Source organism: Prosthecobacter sp. (assembly GCF_049294395.1).
Taxonomy (GTDB): Bacteria; Verrucomicrobiota; Verrucomicrobiia; order Verrucomicrobiales; family Verrucomicrobiaceae; genus Prosthecobacter.
Genome location: NZ_JBAQCR010000122.1, coordinates 19,680 through 44,256 on the forward strand (window position 1 = coordinate 19,680; position 24,577 = coordinate 44,256).

Sequence of the window (24,577 nt, forward strand, 5' to 3'; positions counted from 1 at the left end):
TGCGCCTGAACTCCATCGAGGCCCGCCCCCCTTTCGACATTCCAAGGACGGCGCACCTTTTTCAACGCCTGCGACGCCGCAGACCCGAAACTTCGGCCCCGACACAGCGGGGCCCTACCAGCCCTGCTGCACGCGCCGCGCATGCAGACCCGGTTTCAATGGCTCATGGTATGAGCTGTGGAGCTTGTGAAGGCTCACAGGCTCCCGCATTCGAAGATTTTCCGGCAGGGGTGAGTCACCGAGACCGGCGAAAGCGGTAGCTGCGCTCGTTCCTCGCTACGCAACCGCACTCCAAATGGAGCTGTCTCGGTCGAACGGGAAAAGAGTTTTGCGGAGCGCTAAATCACAACCAGACCGTGAGCGCACGACGCAGATCGGGACTGGGAGTGACGCGGAAGCTTTCATCGAGTTCGAGGCGGGCTTTGTGGCCGTTCTGGGAGATTTCGAGGAAAACAGGCAGTGTGCCGGGATAGGCGAGAAGCACTTCCTGAATGCGTTCGAGGTCGGTGACGTCATGCTGCTTGGTGTTGAGCCTCAAGACATACGGTTTCGGCGGAGCAGGCGGCTTCGGGGGTGGCGGCTCGGAAGGATCGGGGTCACCGGCGTTGCGCGGTTTCGCAGCCTTGGGCTTGAGCGGCGTGGCACTGTTCATGGTGACGCGGTTGCCGTCGGTCTTTTGATCTTTGCTGACACGAATGCGGAGACCGAGCACGGCGCCATTGGCCAGAACATCCTTCGTTTTTTCGTAGTCATCGCTCCAGCACATCATCTCGATCTGGCCGGTGAAGTCTTCAAACTTGAAGGTGGCGAAGGGGCGGTTGTCCTTCTTGGAGTAGCGCACTTCGAGCTGGCTGAGGATGCCGGCGATGGAGTGCGAGCTCGCTTTTTCCTTGGTATCGATGTCCGCAATGGAGGCGATTTTGATGATCTTGGGCGAATCGAAATGGCCGCGGTAGCTGTCCAGCGGATGGCCGCTGACGTAGAAGCCGAGAAGTTCTTTTTCAAAGGCGAGAACCTCATCCGCACTCCACACGATGGAGGGCGCCGAGGCTTCGTTTTTCTTGGATTTGGGCTGCGCGAGTTCGAAGTCATCAAAGAGGCCGCCCTGGCCTGCTTTTTTGTCCTTCTGCATGGAGGCTGCGGAAGCGAGCACCTGCTCGAGCTTGGCGAACATCACGGCGCGCGGCTCTTTGGTGAAGTCAAAAGCGCCCGCTTTGACGAGGGACTCCATGAGCTTCTTGTTCACCGCGCGGTTGTCGAGGCGTGCGGCGAAGTCTTCAAGACTGGTGTAGAGGCCGTTCTTTTCACGCTCGGCAATGGCGGCCTCCATGGCGCCTTCACCGACATTCTTGATGGCGCTGAGGCCGTAGCGGATGGCGTTTGGCTCTGCTTCTTCGGTTTCGAACCGCTCAGGAGCAAACTTGAGGGAGGACTTGTTGACGTCAGGCGGCAGCACCTTGATGCCCATTTCGAAGCACTCGCTGACGAAATTGGCGATCTTGTCGGGATTGCTGATTTCATAGCTGAGCACGGCCGCCATGAACTCGACGGGGAAGTTGGCCTTCAGGTAGGCGGTGCGGTACGTGACGATTCCGTAGGCGGCGGAGTGAGACTTGTTGAAGCCGTACTGCGCGAATTTTTCGAGCAAGTCGAAGATGGAGTTCGCGAGCTTGGCCTGGATGTCGTTCGTCTTGAGGCAGCCTTCCACGAATATGAGACGCTGGCGGGCCATCTCGGCGGCGTCCTTTTTACCCATCGCTCGGCGGAGCAAGTCAGCTTGTCCGAGGGAGAAGCCGGCGAGCAAGTTCGCGGCCTGCATGACCTGCTCCTGATAGACCAGAATGCCGTAGGTCTCCTTGGAGATCTTCTCCAGCAGCGGATGTGGATAGTCCACCTTCTCCTCACCCTTCTTACGCTTGATGTAGTCTGGAATAAACTGCATCGGGCCGGGGCGATACAGCGCCAGAATAGCGATGATTTCCTCGATGGTGTCGGGACCGAGCTGTTTGCAGGTGTTGACCATGCCTCCAGATTCCATCTGGAAGACGGCGACCGTTTCGCCGCGTTTGATGAGATCGAAGGTCTTGGTGTCTTCGAGGGGTGCATTGGCCACTCTGAAGCCGGGGACGCGCTTGTGGATCCAGTACTCGGCTTCGTGGATCACCGTCAGCGTTTTGAGACCGAGGAAGTCCATCTTGAGCATGCCGAGCTCAGTGAGTGGCTTCATGGCATACTGCGAGAGGATGGCGTCTTCCTTGTCGCGCGTGAGGGCGATGAAGTTGTCGAGGCGGCGATCACCGATGACGACACCGGCGGCGTGAACGCCCGTGCCGCGGGTGAGACCTTCAAGGAAGGTGGCATGCCGCCAGAGTTCCTGCGCATTACCGTCGGACTCGAGCTTCGCGGCGAGATCGGGGTTTTTCTTCACCGACTCCTCCAGGTCGATGTTCAACTCGTTCGGAATCATCTTCGACAGCGCGTCGCTGTCGCCGTAGCTCCAGCCCATGACGCGACCGACGTCGCGGATGACCGACTTGGCCCCCATGGTGCCGAAGGTGATGATATGGCAGACGCTGAGGTCGCCGTATTTTTCGCGGACGTACTGAATGACCTCAGGACGACGCGTCTGGCAGAAGTCGATATCGATATCGGGAGGGCTGACACGCTCGGGATTGAGGAATCGTTCGAACACGAGTTCGAAGCGGAGCGGATCGATGTCCGTAATGCCGAGGCAGAAGGCGACGAGCGAACCAGCGGCGGAACCACGACCGGGGCCGACGGGGATGTCGTGCTTACGGGCCCAATTGATGAAGTCCCAGACGATGAGGAAGTAGCTGGTGAAGTTTTTCTCCTTCAGCAGGGCGAGCTCCACTTCCATACGCTGGTGGAGCACCTCGTCATTGAGCGCGCGGTCGCGGCCATAGCGAAGTTCGAGGCCGTCCATCGTCAGCTTGCGCAGGTATTCATTGCGATCCCCGCCGTCGGGCATGGGGTACTGCGGGTAGCGCTCGATGCTGGTGGAATCGAGGTGGATCTTGAGATCGCAGCGTTCGGCGATTTCGAGCGTGGCATCGCAGGCCTCGGGCACCTCGGAGAACAGGGCGCGCATTTCCTCGGCGGTCTTGAAATAGACCTCCGGGGAGTAGGTCATACGGTTCTGATCGTAGATGCTCGCGCCCGTGCCGATGCAGATCATGATGTCGTGGGACTCGTGATCGCTGCGATTGAGGAAGTGGACGTCGTTGGTGGCGACGGTCTTCAGATCGTACTGCTTGCCCCACTCGATCATCTGCCGTGCGCTTTTGCGCTGGGCCTCCATGTTGTGGTCCTGGATTTCGAGGTAGAAGTTTTCGGGGCCGAAGATGTCGCGGAACTCCAGCAGGCTTTTTTCCGCCTCGTCCTTGCGGTCGGAGAGGAGGAGTTCGTTGATTTCGCCGTTGATGCAGCCGCTGAGGCAGATGAGGCCCTTGGCGTGCTCACGCAGGGCGTCTTTATCCACGCGGGGTTTGTACCACTGGCCGTCGAGGTGGCCCTTGGTGATCAGCTTGGAGAGATTCTCGAAGCCTTCGTTGCTGGAGGCGAGCAGCGTGAGATGTGAGGAGCGCTTGCGGCCCGGCACTTCGTTTTTGTCCATCATGGAGCCGGGTGCGAGATAGGCCTCGCAGCCGATGATGCTCTTCACCTTGGCCTTCTTGGCGGCCATGTAGAAGTCGATGGCGCCGTAGAGATTGCCATGGTCGGTCATGGCCACGGCAGGCATGTTCAACTCCTTCACGCGTTTCATAAGCGCATCGATGCGCACAGCGCCGTCTAGCAGCGAGTATTCGGTGTGGAGATGGAGATGGACGAAGGAATCTGACATGCGGCGGGGGACAGGATTAACCCCGCTTCGAAGGCATGAAAGAGGTAGTTTTTCACATTTTTCCAGCTCCGGGCTTTCGATGCGCGCGGTGGTGGTGGCGGTAGTGGCTGAGCAGCAGCCAGCCGGTGATGATCACGATGCAAGCCACGGAGATCGCGATGATCAGATAGATGTTATTGCCCTTGGATGCCGGGGCGCCGGGTGGGCTGTCAGGAGCTGCAGCCAAATGAAGCTGGAAGGGACGGCTTGTCTCTCCCGGGAATATCACCTGGGGACGAAGTTCGGTCTTTCCTGCCATGGAGTGCAGCAGGATGAGGCTGGTATTGGCATCTTTGGCAAAATCGACCTGGAAGGTGGTGGAATTCGCCGGCAGCTGGCCGCTGGCGGTGGCGAGGATGTGAACTTCCTGGGTGTCTGCCTTGAGGGGGGTGTTGTCAGCACCGTCCATGGCTCGAATTTTGCAGGCGGGCAGGACGGCTTTTTTCCCATCAAACAGCAACCCCAGTGAACGGGTGAGGTATTCCTGCGCTTTTTCATGGGTCGCGGCCACCTGATCGGGCGTCTGCTCCAGGTACCATGAGGCCGGAACGGGTGGCAGGGAGGTGGGATCGGAGGCGAGAAAGGTGCGTGGATCGACATTGATGCGCAGCGTGCAGCCGCCTGCGGAGTCGAATTCCGCCTCGACAGTCATATTGGGCACCACATGCGCACGCACGGTGCTGGCGACCGCCCAAAAAATCAGAAAGACGCCGAGGATTCGTCTGCTAAAAAACCGATGCATCAGCCATGGTGGAGATGCCTGCGGCAATGGCAAATATATCGTCGTGCCAAGGTATTAACCCGGCCGAAATTAAGAGTTGATTTTCGGGATGCCGCAACGCTTTCGAAAGAACCTGCGAAAAACCTTGTAGCAAGAAGACGACCGCGCTTGACTTGCGGCGTGGAAATTGCTTCAAAAGAGCATTTCCCTTTAACCACTCACATGGGCGCCACACTCAAATCACTGGAGAAAGAACTCGAGATCACTCTCGAGGACTTCAATCTGGTCGGGCGCAGCCCTGATGCCAGCATCAGGCTGGTGGACGGTGGTGTCTCACGCCAGCACGCCACGATCCGAAGGGATGGACAGCTGTTCTGGGTTTCCGATCTTGGCAGCGCCAACGGGAGTTTCGTCAACGATGTGGCTGTGACCACGGCGCGGGCTCTGCGGCATGGTGATCGGGTACAATTTGGCACCAGCACCTTTATTTTCGACAGCCAGGACGAAGAACGGCCGCCGAGCGAGTCCGGCAACGTCAGCACGCAGTCGCTGCATACCATCGCGCTGCCGGTCAAGACCGTGCGCGCCACCCTGCTCGTGGGCGATTTGCGCAACTTTACCACCATTTCCTCCCAGCTCAGCGCTGAGGAAGTGGCCGCCATGCTGCGTGAGTGGTATGCGCAGTGCGAAAAAGTTCTGAAAACCCGCGATGCCATCATCGACAAGTTCATCGGCGACGGTGTCTTTGCCTACTGGCCGGGAGATGACATCAGTTCCCGCATCAAGGCCACCGAGGCCGCCAAGATCCTGAGCAGCCCGGATTCCAGTGAATCTCCGAAGCGCAAATGGCTGAAGGAGAACATGAACCTGGAGGTTCATTGCCACATCGGCCTGAACATTGGTGATGTTGCTCTGGGTGCCATGGGACGTGGAGTGAACACCGCCGTGGGCGAAGCGGTGAACGTGACTTTCCGCATTGAGAGCCTGACCCGCAAGCTGCAGGTGCCGGTTCTGGCTGGAGCGCCTTTTCTGAATGGCTGGCCGGAAGGTCTGCAACTCTACCAAAACGCCGGCATTCATCCGGTGAAGGGGCAGCCTGATCCTGTGGAGGTCTATTCGCTGATCGACGTGCCGACGATGTCGTTCTAGGACGCGTCGTGGTCGATGAGGCGCTGCATGTCTGCGCGCGTCATGCGGTAGAGCAGCCACTCGCTCATGCGTTTGGCACCGATGCGCTGCTCATAGACTTGCTGGGCGTTCACGTTCCAGTCGAGCGCCGTCCATTCCACGCGGCCGCAGCCGCGCTCATGCGCGAGGCTTACCACCTTTTTGAGCAAGGCGCCGCCCACGCCGGCTTTGCGGCGCTCGGGGAGGACAAAGAGGTCTTCGAGATAGAGGGTCGGCAGCGCGAGAAAGCTTGAATAGGTCTCCACGAGAATCATGTAGCCGCAGGGCGCCGCGTCCTCGTTTACAAACGCGAGCCAGACTTCGATGCGCGGCTTTGCGCCCAGCGCATCCTCGACAAGGCGTGCCTGAGCAGCCTCGTCAGGAGGAGGGAGCTTTTCGAACTCGGCCAAGGCTATGACCAGCTGGCAAAACGCGGGCGCATGCTCACGAGTGAGCGGACGCAGCTCGATCTGCAGCGCTGCGCTCATGCATGCAGCACGGGATCGCCAAACAAGGTGAAGTGTCCGGCTTCAGCGACGCGGACCTTGAAGATTTCGCCTGTGTGGCGCTCGGGATTGCCGTCGAAAACCACGATGCGGTTGGAGCCCGTGCGGCCGGTGAGGCGCTGGTCGTTCGTCTTGCTGGGGCCTTCGCAGAGGATTTCGACCTCTTTGCCCACGAGCTTGTCATACATCGGCAAGGCGATGCGATTTACCAGCGAGAGCAGATCTTGATTGCGCTCTTCTTTGACGCGTTCAGGCACCTGAATGGCTTCTTCCATCTCCGCTGCGGGTGTGCCACGGCGTTTGGAATAACGGAAGACGAAGGCGTTGTCGAAGCCGATGGTTTCAAACATCTGCCGTGTTTCCAAGTAGTTCTCTTCGGTTTCGCCGGGGAAGCCTACGATCACATCCGTGGTCACCGCGATGTCCGGGCGTGCCTCGCGAATGCGCTGGACGAGTTCGGTGAATTTGGCCGCAGTGTAAGGGCGGTGCATGCGCTTCAGGATGGCATCGCTGCCGCTTTGCACGGGCAGATGCACGTGCTCGGCGAGTTTCGGCAGGTAGGTGAAGGCTTCGATGAGGTCCTTTTTGTAGCCAATCGGGTGCGGACTGGTGAAGCGAATGCGCTTGATGCCGGGCACCTCATGCACGGCTTCCAAAAGCTGCACAAAGGGGCTTTTGCCGTCCACCGCAGGAAATTCATGCCTGCCGTAGAGGTTCACGATCTGGCCGAGGAGGGTGACTTCTTTCACGCCACGATCCGCGAGGCGTTTCACTTCTTCGACGATGTCTGCGATGGGTCTGCCGCGCTCGCCGCCGCGGGTGTAGGGCACGATGCAGAAGGTGCACTTCATGTTGCAGCCCTGCATGATGCTGACGAAGGCGCTGGCCTGCTTTTCCTTCAGCGTGTGATCACGGATGGTGTTCTGAGAGGCGGCTTCCTCCTCCACATCGACGATGGAAAAGCGCTCGTCGTCCATCTGCTTCGCTTCTTTGGCGCGGATGATCTCGTCCACGTAGTCCACCACGCGATGGTACTTCTGCGTGCCGACGACGAGATCCACGTTTGCCTTGTTCACCAGCTCGCTGCCGCGGCTCTGCGCCATGCAGCCCATGAAACCGGTGACGAGGGGGGTGCGCCGCCGCCGCACCATGCCCATCTTTCCCAGCGCTTTCTGCTCCGCCTGATCGCGCACGGAGCAGGTGTTGATGAGCACCACGTCCGCGTCCTCGTCACGAGCGGTCATGGTGTAGCCGCGCTCGACGAACATCTGCGACACCTGTTCGGTGTCGCGTTCGTTCATCTGGCAGCCGTAGGTTTTGATGTGGACGCGTGGCATTGGGGGTTGGGAGAATACCCAACCCCGGCCAAAAGACAACCTCAAGGCGCTTTGGCCCCGTCCGGGTCAGGCCTTGATCTCAAAGATCGCCTCGACTTCCACGGCCGCGCCGGTGGGGAGCTGGGCGAAGCCCAGGGCGCTGCGGGCGTGGTAGCCGTCGCCTTCCTTGCCGAAAATCTCGTGCAGCAGGTCGGAGCAGCCGTTGATGACGAGGTGCTGGTCGGTGTATTCCAGAGTGGAGTTCACGCAGCCGAGCACCTTGAGGACTTTGAGGCCGTCCAGCGTGCCGTGGGTGTCCCAAACGGAACGCAGCACCTTTTCTGCGCAGTTCTTGGCGGCCTTGTAGCCGTCTTCGGTCGAGACCCCGGCGCCGAGCTTGCCCTTGAGATCGCTCACATGGCCGGAGGTGAGGAGCTGATTGCCGCTGCGGATGCAGAGGTTCAGGTAGGCGGGTGGCTGCTTGGTGAAAACGAGGCCGAGGGATTCTGCTTTTTGCTGGGGTGTCATGATGGAGGTGAGAAATGAACGCAAAATACGAACTGGGAAAACGAAAACTGGCAAACAGTTGCAAACACAGATGTCATGCCTTCACCACACCGCCCATCTGCCACATCAGCTTGTCCAAGGCGAGGCCGAGGCCTTCGCTGCGCCCATTGAGCAAACCGGCCCAGCAGAAGCCCTTGGCGGTGTGGACCATGATCGTGGTGGTGCCGGGAAGCGATCCGGTGTGCCACCAGTTGGGCACCTTGTTCACGTTCCAGCCGCGCGCGTAGCTCTCACTGATTCCATGCGTGGTCATGGCACGAATTGAATCTGGGTTGAGCAACGTTGGGAGCTGTGAGGCGAAGCGGACCAGATCGCTGGCGGTGGCGATCCAGCCGCCGTGCGAGTCCATGCGGGTGACGTTCATGCTGTAAGCCGCACCCGGTTTGGCGGTGAGATACATCACCTCTTGCGACTGCCGTTCCGCCAAAGTATTGCCGGCGATCTGCATGCTGGTGATGCCGCATTTTGTCAGCACCTCTTGTGTGATCAGTTTGTCGTACGGCAGCTTCAGTACTTTTTCCAGCACGCGGCCCAGGACGCAGTAACCGAAGTTTGAATAGGCGAAGTGTTCTCCCGGCTTGTGGGTTTGTTTCTGATTGGCCAGCGTCCAGGCGATGAGTTCCGAGTGCTTCATCTGCGGATTTTTAAACATGGGGTCATTCTTGTCGTTCGCCCAGCCGCCGCTGGTGTGGGTGAGAAGGTGATCCACGGTGACCGCTGCCACGTCTCCGCTGTAATCTCCACCCAGGGTGCCCTGAGGACCGAAGACCTTGCTGTCGGGCTGCAGCATTCCTTTTTCGATGCACATCATCACTGCGGTGGCCGTGATCGGTTTGGAGATGCTGGCGATGCGGAAGCGATGCTGCGGGGTGACGACCTCGGTGCCATCCGTATCGGCAAAGCCATAGCCTGCCTCGAAGTCGATTTTTCCTTCTTTGCCATAGGCGATGCTCATGCCTTGGATGCCGTGCTCGCGCAGAAATGCTTCGGCGATGGCGCGGATCTTTGACTCTTCGGACGTGGGGGCCGCCGCAGCAGCCATCGGCCATGCGGCCAGCGAAGTCACAAAGGCGCGTCGTTTCATGCGGCCTACATCACACCTTGACGCCCAGCTGACGTCAATGAAAACATCCCGCATGCTCCGGTTTCTCATTCTGCCCGCCCTCCTCGCCCTCAGCGCCCATGCCCAGACCGTGGATACGAGCACGCTCACGGGCAAAGTCGTCTGCGGCTATCAGGGCTGGTTCCGGTGTGAGAGTGATGGCAGCAACAATGGCTGGCACCATTACGCCGCAGGCAAAACCTTCGAGCCGGGGCACTCGCACATCGAGCTGTGGCCGGATGTGAGTGAACTGCCAAAGGAGGCCCGTGTGACGACGCCGTTCAAGCATGCCGATGGCAGCACCGCCGAGGTCTTCAGCTCGGTCACTCCAGCCGTCGTTCAGCTTCATTTCAAATGGATGCGCGACTACGGCATTGATGGGGCCTTTGTGCAGCGCTTTGCCGCGACCACACGCGACAAACGCTTCCGTGAGCCGATGGATCAGGTGCTCGCGCACTGTCAGTCTGCGGCACAGGCCAACGGGCGCGGCCTGACACTGATGTATGACCTCAGCGGCATCAAGGAGGATGGCATTCAACTGGTGATCGACGACTGGAAGCGCCTCATCACCGAGAAGCGTCTGGACTCCAAGGGCTCCAGCTATTTCAAACACCATGGCAAGCCCCTCGTGGCACTGTGGGGCCTTGGGTTTAATGACCGTGCGCCGATGCTCGAAGAGTGGGCACGCCTGATCTCCTTCCTGCGTGATGATCCTGAATTCGGCGGCTGCGCCATCATGCTGGGCGTGCCCTACTACTGGCGCACGCTGGATCATGACTGCATCAAAGCCCCTCAGCTGCATGCACTCATCGCCCGTGCCGACATCGTCAGTCCCTGGGCGGTGGGACGCTACGGCACGCCGCAGGACGCCACCAGCCGTGAGGACAAAATTCTAAAGCCGGACATCGCATGGTGTGCCGAGCACAAGGTTGATTTCCTGCCGGTCCTCTTCCCGGGCTTTAGCTGGACCAACCTCTCGAAGTCACGCAATCAGGAAGCCAAGTTTGACGCGATCCCACGTCTTGGCGGTCAGTTCCTTTGGTCACAGGCGACTGCGGCCAAGCGGGCCGGGGCGCAGATGCTCTACGTGGCCATGTTTGACGAACTGGATGAAGGAACGGCCATTTTCAAAACCGACAATCATCCGCCTGTGGGTGAAAGCCGCTTCCTCGCGGAGCCTCAGCTGCCGAACGATCACTATCTGTGGCTCACGGGCATGCTGGGCAAACTGCTGCGTGGTGAGACAACGGATGCGATGCCCAAGCGCTGAGCCGGATTTACGACAAATCCGAGGCCAGCACCGAATTCGCGGCACGCAGCGCGAGCTCCTTGGCCTGCGCAATCACGCGCACGGAGGTGGCGTCAAAGAGGTAGGCGTGGCAGCTCGGGCAGGTGATGGCGCGCGTGACCACGATGGATCCACAGCCTTCGCAGACTTTGTACTGCTCCGGATGGGTGGCGATCTTCTCGGCCTGCTTCAGACGTGAGTCTGGTTTGTGCTCATGCGCGCTCATTAAATAACTCTACGATGCTACGACGACATTGGCCGAGTGCAACGCCGCTGATAAACAACTTACACTCTTTTTTGTGCTTGCTTTGAGGATGTTCAGACACCCTCAGCCCAGTCCGGCGACGCTCCAGCCATCGCGGTATTTGCGCGTGAGCTGGGCATTGAGTGCGGGCTGGTTTGTCACCTGGCCAGCGGCGGCGTCCCATTCGATCCAGCCGCCGGGATTGCGCTCAGCGAGGACGCCGAGGAGCACCGCCTCCGTCACGGGGCAGCCGTAGGTGGGCAGATCGGCGGCGGCTTTTTCGCCTTTGATGCAGGCATCCACCCAATCGGTGTAATGGTTGGCGATGCGGGTTTTCGGATAAGCGAAGCCGGTGAATTTTTCCTCTGGCAACAGCCAAGGGCGCTGGCTGTGCGGCTTGAAGATGCTGCCGTTTTCGCCGATGAAGAAGATGCCGCTGGGGGTGTCTTTGGTGAGCACGCTGGGCTTGATGACGCGGGGGTCATACGGATAGCCACCGTCGGTCCAGGTCATCTTGATCTTGTCGCCCGCCGTGAGGGGTGTGCCGGGGAACTCGAGTTCCAGATGGCGCTTCTGCGCATAGAGATCGCCCTTGCTGCCTGCATCGAGACAACGGACGCGGGTGGGTGCGGCGAGGCCAAGGCAGGCAAAGACGACATCGAAATAATGGCAGCCCATGTCGCCCATCATGCCGACGCCGAAATCGACCCATGAGCGCCACATGGAGGGATGATAGGCGCCGTCAAGAAATGGCACTTCATCGGCCACGCCAAGCCACAGGTTCCAATCAAGATTCGTCGGCACCGGATCGGCCTGCGCTTTGCGTTCGGTGACTTTGGGCCACCAATTGGCTTTTTTGTTCTCCCAGCAGATGATTTCCTTCACCTTGCCGATGGCACCGCTCTTGATGAGATCGACGGCGAGCGAGGTTTCGATGCTGGAATGGCCCTGCGTGCCCATCTGGGTGGTGACTCCAGCCTTTGTGGCCTCGGCACCGAGAATCCGCGCCTCGTGGATGTGATGGGTGAGCGGCTTCTGGAGGTAGACGTGTTTTTTGGCCCGCAGCGCCGTCACTGCCATGGCCGCATGCATGTGGTCCGGCGTGCCGATCGTCACCGCGTCGATGCTGTCGCCCAGCTTGGCGATCATCTCGCGGTAATCACGAAAGGGTGCCGCGCCTTCCAGTCGCTTGGCGGCATCTGGGTCTTGGAGTTCTTTCCGCCGGGTTGCATTGCCGCCGCGAGCGAGTTCGAGTGTCTTCGCATCCACATCGCACATGCCCACCAGCCGCACTTTGGAGTGCTGCAGCACGCTCATCATTGTCACTGCTCCCATCCCGCCGACGCCGATCGAGGCCACCTGGAACATGGAGTTCGGGGACCGTGCGCTCAGGATGGCGGGCGCGGATAGGGACGCGGTGGCGGCGAGGGATTGCTGGAGGAAATGGCGGCGGTTCATGAGTCTTTAGAAACGAGGAGTTTTGACCTCATCTCGCATCCAGAACACAGACCCGCTAACGATCACGCCAGGCATCGGGGCGGCGGCGCTCATGAAACACGGCGTAAATGGTCACCAGATCATCCGCATGGTGATAGATGATCTTGAATGGAAATCGACGCAGACGAAACACCTGAAAGCCTCCACGAACCTGCTGGTATCGCTGGGGATCTTTGCAAATGTCACCAACTGCAACCTCGACCTCTCCAATAAACCGGTCGGCGGCAAACAAACTCCTTTCGCGATACCATTCTGCGGCTTCATGATACTCCGTCAGAGCCGCCAAGGTAAAAACGTATTTCATGCCCTTCCAAGAACGGCTCCACGAACCTGCCGGAGCGCATCCTCACCGTCAATCACAGCCATCCGACCTGCATTAACCTCCTCCATACGCCAATGCACCTCATCAAGCTGAGCGGATTCAATCTCGGCATCGGCCGGGACGCTGGCCACGAGACGTTCGGCTAGTTCAAGACGGCTGTCGGGACCGAATTGCATGGCTTCGGCAATGAAGGAATCAAGGGTGAGTGTCGTGACCATGGCTTGCTGAACGGTACTTTTAAAAGTGCTCCATTTAACCCCGCATGCAACAGGCCTCTTTCCAATCAACAGCCTCAATGATATTGTTCATGGAGCTAGTCACCTCCCCGCCACACCCACGGGCTTCCGGATCTTCATCAGGATCGGAAAGCTCGTCTGCAATCCGGCGCTGTCGTGTTCGTTGCGGGCGGAGCTGAGGGCGGCGTGGATGAGTTTGTCCTGGTCTTTGACCCAGTTGGCGGCGCGGAAGAAGATGGGGCGCTCGTTTTCTTTTTCGCGGATCTGCACGCCGTTGAGGCCGATGTCATCGACGATGACGCCGTGAGGCAGGCCATGCACGTCAAGGCTGAGGATGCCATCGTTGCCCATGCGCACGGCGCGAATCCAGGCTTTCACGGTTTGACCGGGGGCGAGGGTGATTTCGAGGGGCTTGGTTTCGTCTTTGAGTTCGCGCATGACGGGCTTGCCGCCTGCATCGGGCTCCATGACGATGATGAACTTCGGTGCGGCACCGAGTGTGACTTTGCCCAAGGTGCCGGCGTCATGTGTGAGGGCTTTGGATTTCGCGGTGATCTTGAGTTTGCTCCAGTCGGAGTTTGCAGCGGCATCTGGCGCGGCGTGGAGGCTGCCGCTGATCAGATCGTGCCCGGCTTCGATCAGAAGCGGTGAGGAGGCATAATAACCGGCGGGCAGGCCGGTGACTTCGATCTGGATGGGATCATCGTGACCATCCGTGCGATCTGCGCGGAAGGAGAAACCGACGGAGGCACCGGGCATGACGGTGGGGTTCATGCCGGCGAGCTTTACGCTGAAGTCCGGCATCGGCTGGCGGATGGAAAGAGCATAGACATAGCGCTCACCACCCCAGGCGCGGGTGTCAGAGACTTTGATGATGTAACGACCATCCGCAGGTGCGGTGAAGGTAAGGCAGGAGTCGCTGCCGAGCTTGCGGTCACCGCTGTCGTCGTTGGTGTAGTTGAGAGTGAAGACAGGCAGGCCGTTCGGCACGATTTGGCTGCCGATGGGCTTGGGCTCGACGATGTAGCAGGGCTCGTCGAGCGAGTGTGAATTCGCCGTGGTGTCAAAGTAGGCGCGGCGTTTGCCACCCGTGGTGTAGAAGAAACAGCCGCCATCCGGGCCGCGCGGCATGCGGATGATCTTCATCACGTCGCCATTGAAATAGGCGAACTCGTTCAGCTCCATCTCCTCCCAGTTTTGCAAACGAATGTCGGGGTTGTTGGCATCGACACTGCGGAAGTTGTTGTAGCTGTCGCGCACGGCTTGGAGCAGGATGCGCTGCACGGGTTTGCCGTCGGCATGCAGGACTTCCAGTTTCGTATCGGCTGGCGAACCCGCCAGATCGGCCAGAGTCTCGATGATCCACTCCTGGCCTTTTTTTGCTTCGAAGGCGAAGCAATCGCTGTCTTGCGCCTGAGCAAGGCGCGCATTCACTGTGATGGGCGCGGTGACGTTTTGTGCCTTGGAGATGTCATCATTGCTTTCCACTTCTTCGATTTGCGCCAGAGCGGTCACACGCAGCGCGGGCATGGAGCGGAAGCGCAAGGCCTTGGCATCGAGCGGCACATTCATCTGGCCTTCCTTGTCGGGCTTCATCATCACGGTGGCTTTGTCAGCGAGGTGATGACCGATGAGGGTGACTTTTGTCGCTTTACCAATCTGGGCAAAGAGCGGCGACCAAGCGGTCACGTAAGGTACTGCGCCGAGGGTGAGGCGGTAGGCGTGATCAGCGCTGCCATCCATGGTGGTGTTGCTCACGAGCACGATGTAATCACCATCCGCAGGCGCTTTCCATGCGAGGAAGGGATCGCTGCCGCTGTCGAGACCGCGATTCACAGCGAGCACGGTGCGGTTATCATCAATGATTTCGATCGCCGGTGATTTCGCCATGCTGCCGATCTGTGCGACGGCGAGATCAAAGACGAGCTCTTCGCCTGCTTTGGCTTTGAAACGATAAGCGTCATGCTGGCCGATCTCGGTGAGTGTGCCCCAGAGGCTGGTGGGCAGTGAGAGGACGCTAACGGGTGCCGCTTTGAAATCAGCCGCCTGCGTGATGGTGGGGGCAAGATCATCGGCAGAGATTTTCATCCGTGCGGATTCTCCGGCTGTGCTCTTGAGCCAGACTTCGTATGCGCCGCGTGGCACTTCGGTGCTGGCGGTGATTTTGACGCGGGCCGTGGTGGGTTTGACCGAGGTTTTGATGAGCTGCACTTTCAGTCCGGGATGCGAAGCCATGACCTGCGTATCTTGAGTGAAGCCTTTGCCAGCAAAGGTCAGCAACAGTTCGCCACCAATGTGTGCGGCGCGTGGGGTGACGCGAGTGAGTTCGGGCTTTGCGACCATGGCAGGCTTCGTAGGCGCAGGGGCCATCACCGTCTTGCCGGTGGTGGATTCATAGACGCTGAGGCTGCCATCCACGCGACCGGCCACGAGTTGTGCTTTGTCGGTGAAGGCGAGTGCGGATGACCAGTCAGGCTGTTTCTCCAAAGGGATCTTTTCCGTGAGATCGGCGGTATTCCAAATCTTGAGCGACTTGTCGGTGGAGGTGGAGGCGAGCAACTGGCCGTCGATGGACAGCGCGAGATTCAGGATGCCACCTTCATGGGCAAACCGGCTGGTGATGATCTTGTTGGTGCCCTCCTTGGCATCGGCGCTGATCTGCCATTGGCGGATGCGGTTGTCACCGCCTGCGGCGAAGAGGTGCTTGCCATCGGCGCTGAAGACGACGCTGGTCTGCTCCTTCGTAGGCTGCGAGAGCGTGTCGAGACGCTGGCCACCCGGAATGCTCCAAAGCTTCACCGTGCGGTCGGCGCTGGCGCTCGCGAGCACTTTGCCATCCGGGCGGAATGAGAGGCCATTGACTGCGCCGTTGTGGCCTTTGAGCAGGGCGAGTTCCTTGCCCGTCACAACATCCCACAGGCGGATCTTTTGATCGTAGGCTCCTGTGGCGATCATCTTACCATCGGGCGAAACAGCGAGAGCATAAGCAGCATCGAGATGACCTTCGAATGACTGCAAGGGAGTGCCATCGCTGGTCTTCCAGCTCTTCACGATGCCCACAATGCCCGCCTCGCCACCAGCGGCATAGACTGTTGCGCCATCTGGTGAAAATGCGACCGCATTGGCCTTGCCCTTGAAGCCTGTGAGCTTTCGCACCACGGCCCGAGTGACAGGATTGAGCAGCTCGACCTCGCCGTATCGGCCCACTGCTATAAGCTGTACTTTCGGCGAAAATGCCACGGCTTGGATCGCGTGTTTCAGCGGCACCGTTGGCATGATTTGCGGGGTGATGACCTCCCTCGGCATCGGCTTCGCATCGGCGATCACCGGACCCTTGGCACCGGTATCGATCCAAGTTTTGATCAGGGCGATCTCCTCGGGTTTCAGTTTTTCGCGCTTGCCGGGTGGCATGAATTCATTCTTGCCACCGCGGCCCGAATGACCTTCGAGAAACTTGACCAGCATGCTGTCATTGGCTTTGCCCGCAACGATGGCCACGCCCTCCTTGCCGCCCTTCATCAAGTTCGCGAAGGTGTCCAGGCGGAACTCGCCATCTGCATCGGTGTCGTCATGGCAGTCGATGCAGTAGGTGTCCCAGAGCGGGACGATCTGCTTGGTGTAGTCCACGGTCTGGGCGTGGGCGGTGATAATGAAAGCCATCAGAAAAAGAGTCTGCCGAATCATGCTCATAGCGCGGTATCAATGGGGTGAGAGAGGGGTTGCAAAATAGCGGCCGGCCGGGATACTTCCGCCATGAGTGAGAGTGAACTCCGCAAACTCCAGGCACTTCCAGTTGGAGAGAAGCTGCTGCTGGTGGACGCACTATGGCAGTCCATCGGTGAATCCATGAATGAGCCGCAAGTCAGTGAGCCTGAAAAGCGCGAACTCGATTCCCGCTGGGCCCGGTTTGAGCGTGATCCTTCCCGGGCTCTGACACTGGAGCAGTTTGACGCACTCGTTAAAGCCAGACATGGATGAAACAGATCCGCATTCTTCCAGAAGTCTGGGATGATATCGACGATGCTGCTGCCTGGCATGATCGAGTAGGTGGGCGTGATCTGAGCCGTCGTTTTGTGGCTGCTTTCAGATCGCAGCTGCCTGAAATCCTCCGTTTCACAGGAACCCATCGGCTGATTTACAAACAGTTCAGCCGAGTTTTCGCCAAACCATTCCCGTATGCGATCTACTTTCGCATTCAGGATGACTGGGTGGTGGTGACGTTGCTTTGGCATACAGCTAAAAATCCCGAGGATTTGAGGAGCACGCTCAGCGAGCGTGATCCAGGCAATCAGTGATTGAACAAAAACTCCTTCGAGCCCATCAGGCTCCAGAAGATGTCTTCCAGGGTGGTACGGCGGTCTTCGGGTTTGGCGGTGGCAAGCATCGCGGTGGTCTTGGTGATTTCGCGCTCAGTGGGGAGACGGGCGAGGGAGATGAGGTAGGCTTCTTCGACGATCTTCTCGTTGCTGAGCTTGCTGGCGAGCAGCGCATCGAGGCGGTTGTCTTTTTGGGCGAGCTTTTGGTTGAGGGTGTCGCCGTTGGAGATGTGCAGGGCCTGGGCCATGCTGGGTTCATTGGTGCGTTCGCATTCGCAGGTGTTGACGCGGTCGGCGCGACCAAAGCTCTTCAAGAAGTAGCTGGCGATGTTGCTGTCTGGCAGCTGCAGGGCGCGGAAGCCCATGGGATAGCTTTCGCTGGTGCCTTTGTTGGCGTTGCGTTTGTCGATCTTGAAGGTGGTGGGCGCAGCGGTGACCTGGGACACGGTGTCCAGCAGGACTTCGGCTTTGAGACGGCGTGGGACGTAGTGCGAGCCGTAGCGGAGATCGGTGATGTTTTCGGGCAGGGTGATGCTGCTGCGCTGATAGGTCTCGCTCTGCAGGATGGTGCGCATGAGGGCCTTTAGATCGAATTTCTGCTTCACTAGATGCTCACATGCGGCGGCAAAGAGCGGCTCGTTGCTGGCGGGATTGGTCACGCGCAGATCATCCACGGCTTCGACGAGGCCAGAGCCGAAGAAATTGGCCCACACGCGGTTCACGATGGCGCGCTGGAAGAGTTTGTTGTCGGCGCTGGTGAGCCATTTTGCGAGCGGCACGCGGCGGTCCTCGGTGGAAGTCATGGAGACAGCCGTCGTGACATCCAGCGGGTGCGGAGCCTGCGGCTTACCGGTGAGCGGCTGCACGAGTTCGCCATCGGCGGCGGAGAAAAGGACGCGTTCATCGGCCTGCGCGCCGTTTTTCGTGCGAACGCGGGAGAGCATGTTGGCAAAGGCGAAGTACTCGTTGTTCGTCCACTTCTCCATGGGATGGTTGTGGCACTTGGCGCAGGCGATGGAGGTACCGAGGAAAGCGACGCTGATGGTCTCGGCGCATTTGGTGGGCTCGTCGTTAAGGATGAAAAAATTGCCCGCGCCGTTTTCCAGCGTGCTGCCGGTGGCTGTGAGGAGATCGCGCACCATGACGTCCCACGGGGTGTTCGCAGCGACGTTGCGGCGGATCCAGTTGTAGTAGGCCCACATGGACTGCGGCATGAGCTTGTCGCCATTGACGAGCAGCAGATCGCTCCAGCGATGCGACCAGTAATCGACGAACTCAGGCCGCTGCAGCAGCGCTTCGATCAGGCGGTCGCGTTTGTTCGTGGCTTTGTCAGCGAGGAAGGTGCGGGTTTCTTCCAGGGAGGGCAAAACGCCGATGGTATCGAGAAAGGCACGGCGCAGAAATTCGTGATCTTCCGCACGTCCGGAAGGCGGGATATTCAAGGCGCGAAGTTTTGTGAGAACCTGCTCGTCGATGAAATTACGCGGCTTCATCTGAGCAAATGCCGCCTGATCAACTGCAGCATCGCTCGGCACCACTAGAGTGGAGACGGCGAGGCGGCTGAGATACCAAGCGCTGATGACTGTTTCACCACGACCGGTGGTTTTGACGACACCATGCTCGTCCACGGTGGCGACGCTGGCGTTGACGCCGTTGTATTTGGCCCAGCGCGTCACGTCCTCGCTGTGGCCGTCGCTGAACTTCGCGGTGACTTTGAGCGGCAGCGTGACACCGGGCTTCGTCACCAGTTGCTTCGGCTCCACATCCAGTGCGACGATGAGCGGATCACTGGCCTTCGGTCCCGGGGCGCCCGCAGCGATCCAGTCGGCGATGGCTTTATACTCCGGGGAGTTCACCTCGAAGCGTTTGTCGCCCTTGTGCGGCACCGCTTTGACGGCCTTGAGCAAAAACAGACTGCGTGCCGGATCTTCCATGGTAAGGCGGCGGCCATTCGCGCTGCGCGTGACGGAGATCCAGTCCCCTTCGTCATCAAACCCGCGCAAGGAAAGACGAAAGCCGCCCTGCCCTGCGGCGGCACCGTGACACGCGCCCATGGCGCAGCCGTAGCGCGTGAGGATGGGCTGGATGGTGTTGCGGAATGATGGGGCTTCGGCGGCAGCAGCCGATGCGAGAGCCGCGAAGGCGATGAAAGAACGAAACATCATGAATGACACGCGATGAGGGTTGGCGGGAGGCGAAAGCCCGTTCTACGCAAACAGCTCTTTGATGGCTTGGGTGCCGAAATCGACGACAGGATACGGACGGCCCTGCGGTCCGGGGAGCTCGGTGGTGAGATCGATGCCGAGGGACTGGTAGATGGTGGCGACGATTTCTTTCGGGGCGACGGGGCGCTCGGTGGGGTAGCCGCCGATGTCATCGGATTTGCCGATGACTTCGCCGCCTTTGATGCCGCCGCCGGCGAAGTTGACGGTCCAGCAGTTCGGCCAGTGGTCGCGGCCACCGGCGGGATTGATCTTGGGCGTGCGGCCGAATTCGGCGAGGCAGGTGACCATGGTGTCGTCGAGCATGCCGCGCTGGAACAAGTCCTCGATGAGGGCGCTGTAACCCTGGTCATACATGGGGGCCACGATGTCGCGCATGCCTTCGATGCTGGTGAAGGGCTTCGAGCCGTGGATGTCCCAGGTGATTTCACCAAACACGGTGATGAAGGTGTTCACGGTGACGAAGCGAACGCCGCGCTCGACGAGGCGGCGGGCCAGCAGGCAGCTCTGGCCGAAGCGGTTCATGCCGTAACGCTCGCGGACTTTGAGCGGCTCCTTGGTAAGGTCGAAGGCCTCGCGGGCCTGCGTGCTGGTCATGATGCGGTAGGCGGATTCGAAATTGGAATCCATGAGTTTGGCCTGCTCGCTGTATTCAAAATTGCGCACGCTGCTGTCCACCAGCTCACGCAGTTCGCGGCGGCGTTCGAGGCGCACCTCGCCGATTTCCTTCGGTGGCAGGAGATCGGGCACTTTGAAATCTTTGACCGCAGGGTCAGCGTTCAGCACGAAGGGATCGTAGGCTTTGCCGAGGAATCCAGCGTCCTGGCCGTGCGGCATGTTGCCACCGGTAGGGCCCATGGATTCCGGCAGAATGACATGCGCGGGCAGATCGCTGCGGCGGCCTTGCAGGAACTCGAGGGCGCTGCCGACATGGGGAGTATTGACCCCGCCTGTGAAAAGCCGGCCCGTCTGCATCATCTGGTGCCCGGTGTCATGCACTGCGGCCGCGGTGTGGTAGCAGGAGCGGACGAGGCTGAACTTGTCCGCGATCTTGGCGTGCAGAGGCAGGATTTCGGAGATCTCGAAAGCATTGCTCTTGGTACGGATGGGTTTGAAGGGGCCGCGAATCTCGCTTGGCGCATCGGGCTTCATGTCCCAGAGATCCTGCTGGCTCGGTGCACCGAGATTGAAGATCATGATGCAGGCCTTGTTGCTCTTTTTGGAGTCCACCTTGCCCTCGGCCTTCAATTTGGCAAAACCGGGCATGGTCAGCCCGATGGCGCCGAGGGCGCCTGCCTGCAGGAAATCTCGACGCGAAATGCCGTCGCAATTGGTGATGGAGCCTTGGCCGGAGAACTTGAACATGGTGCGCGTGGGGGGGTGAACTGCTTACTAATACGCAGTCCGAGGCTGAAACTGAATGGATGATGCCGCTTTCGAAGATGGGCCTTTCCGGCCCCCTAGCCACGTTCGGAAGAAACATTCGAGCAAAGAAAGGGTTGTTCTTTCATGCGGCACTCGTGCTAGTCTTCCCTCCTCCCATTCTCATGAAAGCACTCTTCATCCTCCTTTCGTTGCTTCTGACGATTCCTCTGCAAGCGCAAACCACCACTCCCAGCGGCCAGACACCTCAGCAGGACACCACGACGCAGGATGGTCTGTGGCAGGGGAAGTTCAAGGGGGGCAACTACATCGTGCGTGCCAATCAAATCATCGCCCTTTCCAAACACGAGTACATCTCCGACGGCGTGGCCCGCGTGGTGGAGATCAACCTGACGCTCAACTCCGCCCAAATCGTGCGCTTTTACTTTCTGGAGCCTTACAAGCCGGATACCGGCAGCAGCACCCTGGGTGCCGGGACTCAAGCCTTGGAAAAGGCGAAGGGACTATTTGAGCAGGCGGCCGGCCGCGTTTCACCCGATCTGGTCACCCCGAAAGTGGTGAAGAACTACCCAGTGTCCACCCACGCTCATACTGTCGAGTTTGTACTCAAGGATGAAGCCCGATTGAATACGCTCTATGGCAGTCTGGAACGCTCCTTCCGAACAGGCCAGGGGCGCTCTTGGACAGAGTAAGGCAGAAAACTGGGCTGCGGGCTGCACGCCAACAGCGCTTCAGACGTTGAAGCGCCATTCGACGACGTCGCCGTCGCGCATGACGTATTCTTTGCCTTCGATGCGCCACTTGCCCTTTTCCTTTGCCTTCGCATTGGAGCCGAGTTCGACGAGGTCGTTGAAATGGACGATCTCGCCGGCGATGAAGCCGCGTTCGAAGTCGCCATGGATGACGCCGGCGGCCTGCGGGGCCTTCATGCCCTTGGTGATGGTCCAGGCGCGGGTTTCCTTCTCGCCGGTGGTCAGGTAGGTCTGCAGGCCGAGGAGGTCATAGACGCCCTTGATCAGGCGAGAGACGCCGCTGTCCGTCACGCCGATGTCGGAGAGGTAGGCTTTGGCTTCTTCGTCGCTGAGGTCGATCAACTCGCTTTCGATGGCAGCGCTGACGACGACGGCGCTGGCCTCGTGGGCATGCTTTACGTATTCACGCACCTTGCCAACGAAGGGATGGTTGTCAGGATCGTTTGAAGCGGTCGCGAGATCGTTCTCGGCGACGTTGCAGGCGAAGATGCATGGCTTGGAGCTGAGCAGGAAGAAGGATTTCACCAGCTTACGCTCCTCCTCGGTCATTTCGAGCGTCACGGCGGGTTTGCCGGCGTCGAAATGCGGGATCAGCCTTTCGCAGATGGCGAGTTCGGCTTTCGCGTCTTTTTCGCCTCTTTTCGCATTCTTTTCGGCCTTGTCCTTGCGGCGCTGGATGGCGTCCATGTCGGCGAGGATCAACTCGGTATTGATGACTTCGATGTCACGCACGGGGTCAATCGTGCCGCTGACGTGGGTGATGTCGCCATTTTCAAAGCAGCGCACCACATGGACGATGGCGTCCACTTCGCGGATGTGGCTGAGGAATTTGTTGCCCAGGCCTTCGCCCTGGCTCGCGCCTTTGACGAGACCGGCAATGTCCACGAACTCGATGGCGGCAGGCACCAGTTTCGAGGACCCGGAGATCTTCGAGAGCACGGCGAGGCGCTCATCCGGCACGGTGACGACGCCGGTGTTCGGCTCGATGGTGCAGAATGGATAGTTGGCTGCCTCCGCCTTGCGGGTGCGGGTGACAGCGTTAAAAAGGGTGGATTTGCCAACGTTAGGAAGGCCTACAATACCGGCTCTGAGCATAAGGGCGGCGAGATTAGCGGTATGCGGGTAGGAGCGCAAGCTCGCGCTGCAAACCCAGTAGAACTAATCGGGGCGGGGACACGCCTGCGGTGCTGGAGGTATTTTGAATCTGCAGGTTACCGGTGCTGATGTTTGTGATAGCTCCTGCGTTGCTGCTGGCTGCAGGAGAGTTGTGCCGCCTGCCCCTGGCCGGAACGCGTGCCGAGGCGCATCGCCTCACGGATCGTCTGCTCCACAGCGGGGGCCATCTGCTGGGCCCATGCGGAAGAGCCAAAAACAACCAGACACAGACCAAAAACGAAATTTCGGTAAAATCTAAGTTTGTGCGTCAATACTGATGGGGATCCTCCTGAAGTTTTTGGCGAACAACGCACCATGCTTGCTCTTTCCGCCACATCGACGAGTGTCCGCGCCCTTTTTGTGGTCCCACCATGTCTTTTGAGCTTCTTGCCACCGATCCTTCGTCCCACGCCCGCCGCGGGCGGCTGACGACGCCCCATGGCGTGGTGGAGACGCCGGTGTTCATGCCTGTGGGGACTCAGGGCACGGTAAAGGCCATGCACCCGGAAGAGCTGAAGGCGCTGAACTCGCAGATCATCCTGGGGAACACCTACCACCTCTTTGTACGCCCCGGCATGGAGATCATGCAGGCGGCTGGCGGGCTGCATAAGTTCGCGAACTGGGACCGGCCGATTTTGACGGACAGCGGCGGATTCCAAGTGTTCTCGCTGGCGAAGCTGCGGAAAATCAAAGAGGAGGGCTGCCACTTCCAAAACCACCTCGACGGCACGCCGATGTTCATCGGCCCGGAGACCTCGATGGAGATTCAGGCGACGCTGGGCTCGGACGTGGCGATGTTGTTTGATGAATGCACGCCGTATCCCTGTGAGGCCAAGGAGGCTGAAAAAAGCCTCGATCTGACCCTGCGCTGGGCCAAACGCTGCCGGACCTGGATTGATGAACACCGGCCGCAGACTGGTGGAGGGGCACAGCAGCACTTCGGGATCGTGCAGGGGAGTGTCTACAAAGAACTGCGCGAAAAATCTGCCCGGGAGCTGGTGGCGATGGGTTTTGACGGCTACGCCATCGGCGGACTGAGCGTGGGCGAGCCGGAGGAGGACATGATGCGCATCGCCGAGTGGGTGACGCCGCATCTTCCCGCGAATCAGGCCCGATATGCCATGGGGCTGGGCACGCCGCCGCAGGTGATCGAGCTGATCGCACGCGGGATCGACATGTTTGACTGTGTGCTGCCCACACGGCTGGCGCGAAATGGCGCCGCCTTCACCCATGAGGGGCTGATGAACCTGCGGAATGCCTGCTACGCCAAGGACTTCCGCCCCATTTCCGAAGACACCCATCCGCTGTGCCAGGGCTTTTCAAGGGCGTACATCCGCCATTTGGTGCAGGCACAGGAGATTCTGGGTTTGCGGTTGATTTCTCTGCATAACCTGCATTTCTACGCGTCCCTCACGTCCAGGGCACGTCAAGCGATCGATCAGGGTTGTTTCGCCGAGTTCCGGGCTGAGGTCGTCGCGAAATATAAGTCCACCACCGCAGCTCCCGAATCATGATCTCCATCCCTCTCGAAAACACCCTTCTTCTGGCCCAGGCCGCACCTGCTGGGGCCCAAGGCGGCCTCCTTGGCAGCCCGATGATGCTGCCGATCCTCATGATCGTGGTGATGTATTTCGTCATCTTCCGTCCACAGCAGAAGCGCATGAAGGAGCACCAGAAGCTGATCGCCAGCGTGGGCGTGAGCGACCACGTCATCATGGAAAGCGGCGTGCACGGCATTATCACCAGCGTGAAAGACCGCACTGTGATGGTCAAGATCGCCGACAATGTCAAAGTCGAGTTTGAGCGCGTCAAGATCGCCGCCGTGACGAAAAAGTCCGACGTCGTTGAAGCGACCGAAGCGTAAGCGGCCCTTTTGATTTTC

At 59.5% G+C, this 24,577-nt stretch carries 21 protein-coding genes; 7 read left to right on the forward strand and 14 right to left on the reverse strand.

Annotated elements, in window-relative coordinates; all coding sequences use genetic code 11:
* Window positions 1-343: 343 nt before the first annotated feature.
* Both dnaE and WAW39_RS07755 read right to left on the reverse strand, forming a co-directional pair.
* Window positions 344-3,862, reverse strand: a complete 3,519-nt coding sequence (gene dnaE / locus WAW39_RS07750) for a DNA polymerase III subunit alpha (protein WP_422317469.1) — start codon at window positions 3,860-3,862, stop codon at window positions 344-346.
* Between the two features lie 52 nt (window positions 3,863-3,914).
* Window positions 3,915-4,643 (reverse strand): hypothetical protein, encoded by a 729-nt coding sequence (locus tag WAW39_RS07755; protein ID WP_422317471.1) that lies wholly within the window; start codon window positions 4,641-4,643, stop codon window positions 3,915-3,917.
* Window positions 4,644-4,844: 201 nt separating this feature from the next.
* Between WAW39_RS07755 and WAW39_RS07760 the strand changes: the two genes are divergently transcribed.
* Window positions 4,845-5,771 (forward strand): FHA domain-containing protein, encoded by a 927-nt coding sequence (locus WAW39_RS07760; RefSeq protein ID WP_422317473.1) that lies wholly within the window; start codon window positions 4,845-4,847, stop codon window positions 5,769-5,771.
* On the opposite strand, the gene WAW39_RS07765 is transcribed toward WAW39_RS07760, so the two are convergent.
* The 4 genes from WAW39_RS07765 to WAW39_RS07780 all read right to left on the reverse strand — a co-directional run bounded on the left by WAW39_RS07765 (window position 5,768) and on the right by WAW39_RS07780 (window position 9,262).
* Window positions 5,768-6,277, reverse strand: coding sequence for a GNAT family N-acetyltransferase (locus WAW39_RS07765; RefSeq protein WP_422317475.1), 510 nt, complete (start codon window positions 6,275-6,277; stop codon window positions 5,768-5,770). The two genes, WAW39_RS07760 and WAW39_RS07765, sit on opposite strands and share 4 nt — an antisense overlap.
* Window positions 6,274-7,632: a tRNA (N6-isopentenyl adenosine(37)-C2)-methylthiotransferase MiaB gene (gene miaB / locus WAW39_RS07770; protein ID WP_422317477.1), complete on the reverse strand. Its 1,359-nt coding sequence runs from the start codon at window positions 7,630-7,632 to the stop codon at window positions 6,274-6,276. Before miaB ends, WAW39_RS07765 begins: the two co-directional genes overlap by 4 nt.
* A 66-nt stretch (window positions 7,633-7,698) precedes the next feature.
* Entirely contained in the window at window positions 7,699-8,139 is a 441-nt protein-coding gene (locus WAW39_RS07775) for a RidA family protein (protein WP_294398867.1), read from the reverse strand.
* A gap of 73 nt (window positions 8,140-8,212) precedes the next feature.
* Window positions 8,213-9,262, reverse strand: a complete 1,050-nt coding sequence (locus WAW39_RS07780; RefSeq protein ID WP_422317481.1) for a serine hydrolase domain-containing protein — start codon at window positions 9,260-9,262, stop codon at window positions 8,213-8,215.
* 52 nt (window positions 9,263-9,314) lie between these two features.
* On the opposite strand from WAW39_RS07780, the gene WAW39_RS07785 reads away from it, so the two are divergent.
* Window positions 9,315-10,550, forward strand: coding sequence for a glycoside hydrolase family 71/99-like protein (locus WAW39_RS07785; protein WP_422317483.1), 1,236 nt, complete (start codon window positions 9,315-9,317; stop codon window positions 10,548-10,550).
* Between the two features lie 7 nt (window positions 10,551-10,557).
* Here the strand turns inward: WAW39_RS07785 and WAW39_RS07790 are convergent, their stop codons facing one another.
* The 5 genes from WAW39_RS07790 to WAW39_RS07810 all read right to left on the reverse strand — a co-directional run bounded on the left by WAW39_RS07790 (window position 10,558) and on the right by WAW39_RS07810 (window position 16,527).
* Window positions 10,558-10,794, reverse strand: coding sequence for a hypothetical protein (locus WAW39_RS07790; protein WP_294398876.1), 237 nt, complete (start codon window positions 10,792-10,794; stop codon window positions 10,558-10,560).
* Between the two features lie 102 nt (window positions 10,795-10,896).
* On the reverse strand, window positions 10,897-12,270 hold the full coding sequence (locus tag WAW39_RS07795; protein WP_422317485.1) for a Gfo/Idh/MocA family protein: 1,374 nt from the start codon (window positions 12,268-12,270) through the stop codon (window positions 10,897-10,899).
* 55 nt (window positions 12,271-12,325) lie between these two features.
* Window positions 12,326-12,613, reverse strand: coding sequence for a type II toxin-antitoxin system RelE/ParE family toxin (locus tag WAW39_RS07800; protein ID WP_422317487.1), 288 nt, complete (start codon window positions 12,611-12,613; stop codon window positions 12,326-12,328).
* Entirely contained in the window at window positions 12,610-12,849 is a 240-nt protein-coding gene (locus WAW39_RS07805) for an addiction module protein (RefSeq protein WP_422317489.1), read from the reverse strand. The genes WAW39_RS07800 and WAW39_RS07805 overlap by 4 nt, the downstream gene beginning before the upstream one ends.
* 99 nt (window positions 12,850-12,948) lie before the next feature.
* On the reverse strand, window positions 12,949-16,527 hold the full coding sequence (locus tag WAW39_RS07810; protein ID WP_422317491.1) for a c-type cytochrome domain-containing protein: 3,579 nt from the start codon (window positions 16,525-16,527) through the stop codon (window positions 12,949-12,951).
* Between the two features lie 93 nt (window positions 16,528-16,620).
* Here WAW39_RS07810 and WAW39_RS07815 point away from each other — a divergent pair, with 93 nt between their 5' ends.
* Both WAW39_RS07815 and WAW39_RS07820 read left to right on the forward strand, forming a co-directional pair.
* Entirely contained in the window at window positions 16,621-16,845 is a 225-nt protein-coding gene (locus WAW39_RS07815) for an addiction module protein (protein ID WP_422317493.1), read from the forward strand.
* Window positions 16,842-17,162: a type II toxin-antitoxin system RelE/ParE family toxin gene (locus tag WAW39_RS07820; protein ID WP_422317495.1), complete on the forward strand. Its 321-nt coding sequence runs from the start codon at window positions 16,842-16,844 to the stop codon at window positions 17,160-17,162. The genes WAW39_RS07815 and WAW39_RS07820 overlap by 4 nt, the downstream gene beginning before the upstream one ends.
* On the opposite strand, the gene WAW39_RS07825 is transcribed toward WAW39_RS07820, so the two are convergent.
* Both WAW39_RS07825 and WAW39_RS07830 read right to left on the reverse strand, forming a co-directional pair.
* Window positions 17,156-19,348, reverse strand: a complete 2,193-nt coding sequence (locus tag WAW39_RS07825; RefSeq protein WP_422317497.1) for a DUF1549 domain-containing protein — start codon at window positions 19,346-19,348, stop codon at window positions 17,156-17,158. The two genes, WAW39_RS07820 and WAW39_RS07825, sit on opposite strands and share 7 nt — an antisense overlap.
* Before the next feature lie 42 nt (window positions 19,349-19,390).
* Window positions 19,391-20,770, reverse strand: coding sequence for a DUF1501 domain-containing protein (locus WAW39_RS07830; protein ID WP_422317499.1), 1,380 nt, complete (start codon window positions 20,768-20,770; stop codon window positions 19,391-19,393).
* A 182-nt stretch (window positions 20,771-20,952) separates the two neighbouring features.
* On the opposite strand from WAW39_RS07830, the gene WAW39_RS07835 reads away from it, so the two are divergent.
* Window positions 20,953-21,480: a hypothetical protein gene (locus WAW39_RS07835; protein ID WP_422317501.1), complete on the forward strand. Its 528-nt coding sequence runs from the start codon at window positions 20,953-20,955 to the stop codon at window positions 21,478-21,480.
* A 39-nt stretch (window positions 21,481-21,519) separates the two neighbouring features.
* On the opposite strand, the gene ychF is transcribed toward WAW39_RS07835, so the two are convergent.
* Window positions 21,520-22,635, reverse strand: a complete 1,116-nt coding sequence (ychF, locus tag WAW39_RS07840; protein ID WP_422317503.1) for a redox-regulated ATPase YchF — start codon at window positions 22,633-22,635, stop codon at window positions 21,520-21,522.
* 431 nt (window positions 22,636-23,066) lie between these two features.
* Between ychF and tgt the strand changes: the two genes are divergently transcribed.
* Window positions 23,067-24,209 carry a tRNA guanosine(34) transglycosylase Tgt gene (tgt, locus tag WAW39_RS07845; protein WP_422317505.1) on the forward strand — a complete coding sequence of 381 codons (1,143 nt, stop codon included), beginning with the start codon at window positions 23,067-23,069 and terminating at the stop codon, window positions 24,207-24,209.
* On the forward strand, window positions 24,206-24,559 hold the full coding sequence (gene yajC, locus WAW39_RS07850) for a preprotein translocase subunit YajC (protein WP_422317507.1): 354 nt from the start codon (window positions 24,206-24,208) through the stop codon (window positions 24,557-24,559). The genes tgt and yajC overlap by 4 nt, the downstream gene beginning before the upstream one ends.
* The last annotated feature ends 18 nt before the right edge of the window (window positions 24,560-24,577 follow it).

Excerpts from the sequence above, each read along its gene's own strand:
- tgt (WP_422317505.1), top strand. The coding sequence starts at position 23,067 with ATGTCTTTTGAGCTTCTTGCCACCGATCCTTCGTCCCACGCCCGCCGC.
- dnaE (WP_422317469.1), bottom strand. The coding sequence starts at position 3,862 with ATGTCAGATTCCTTCGTCCATCTCCATCTCCACACCGAATACTCGCTG.
- WAW39_RS07795 (WP_422317485.1), bottom strand. The coding sequence starts at position 12,270 with ATGAACCGCCGCCATTTCCTCCAGCAATCCCTCGCCGCCACCGCGTCC.
- yajC (WP_422317507.1), top strand. The coding sequence starts at position 24,206 with ATGATCTCCATCCCTCTCGAAAACACCCTTCTTCTGGCCCAGGCCGCA.
- WAW39_RS07765 (WP_422317475.1), bottom strand. The coding sequence starts at position 6,277 with ATGAGCGCAGCGCTGCAGATCGAGCTGCGTCCGCTCACTCGTGAGCAT.
- WAW39_RS07790 (WP_294398876.1), bottom strand. The coding sequence starts at position 10,794 with ATGAGCGCGCATGAGCACAAACCAGACTCACGTCTGAAGCAGGCCGAG.
- WAW39_RS07815 (WP_422317493.1), top strand. The coding sequence starts at position 16,621 with ATGAGTGAGAGTGAACTCCGCAAACTCCAGGCACTTCCAGTTGGAGAG.
- WAW39_RS07775 (WP_294398867.1), bottom strand. The coding sequence starts at position 8,139 with ATGACACCCCAGCAAAAAGCAGAATCCCTCGGCCTCGTTTTCACCAAG.
- WAW39_RS07785 (WP_422317483.1), top strand. The coding sequence starts at position 9,315 with ATGCTCCGGTTTCTCATTCTGCCCGCCCTCCTCGCCCTCAGCGCCCAT.
- WAW39_RS07755 (WP_422317471.1), bottom strand. The coding sequence starts at position 4,643 with ATGCATCGGTTTTTTAGCAGACGAATCCTCGGCGTCTTTCTGATTTTT.
- WAW39_RS07810 (WP_422317491.1), bottom strand. The coding sequence starts at position 16,527 with ATGGCTTTCATTATCACCGCCCACGCCCAGACCGTGGACTACACCAAG.
- WAW39_RS07805 (WP_422317489.1), bottom strand. The coding sequence starts at position 12,849 with ATGGTCACGACACTCACCCTTGATTCCTTCATTGCCGAAGCCATGCAA.
- ychF (WP_422317503.1), bottom strand. The coding sequence starts at position 22,635 with ATGCTCAGAGCCGGTATTGTAGGCCTTCCTAACGTTGGCAAATCCACC.
- miaB (WP_422317477.1), bottom strand. The coding sequence starts at position 7,632 with ATGCCACGCGTCCACATCAAAACCTACGGCTGCCAGATGAACGAACGC.
- WAW39_RS07835 (WP_422317501.1), top strand. The coding sequence starts at position 20,953 with ATGAAAGCACTCTTCATCCTCCTTTCGTTGCTTCTGACGATTCCTCTG.
- WAW39_RS07830 (WP_422317499.1), bottom strand. The coding sequence starts at position 20,770 with ATGTTCAAGTTCTCCGGCCAAGGCTCCATCACCAATTGCGACGGCATT.
- WAW39_RS07780 (WP_422317481.1), bottom strand. The coding sequence starts at position 9,262 with ATGAAACGACGCGCCTTTGTGACTTCGCTGGCCGCATGGCCGATGGCT.
- WAW39_RS07820 (WP_422317495.1), top strand. The coding sequence starts at position 16,842 with ATGAAACAGATCCGCATTCTTCCAGAAGTCTGGGATGATATCGACGAT.
- WAW39_RS07760 (WP_422317473.1), top strand. The coding sequence starts at position 4,845 with ATGGGCGCCACACTCAAATCACTGGAGAAAGAACTCGAGATCACTCTC.
- WAW39_RS07825 (WP_422317497.1), bottom strand. The coding sequence starts at position 19,348 with ATGATGTTTCGTTCTTTCATCGCCTTCGCGGCTCTCGCATCGGCTGCT.
- WAW39_RS07800 (WP_422317487.1), bottom strand. The coding sequence starts at position 12,613 with ATGAAATACGTTTTTACCTTGGCGGCTCTGACGGAGTATCATGAAGCC.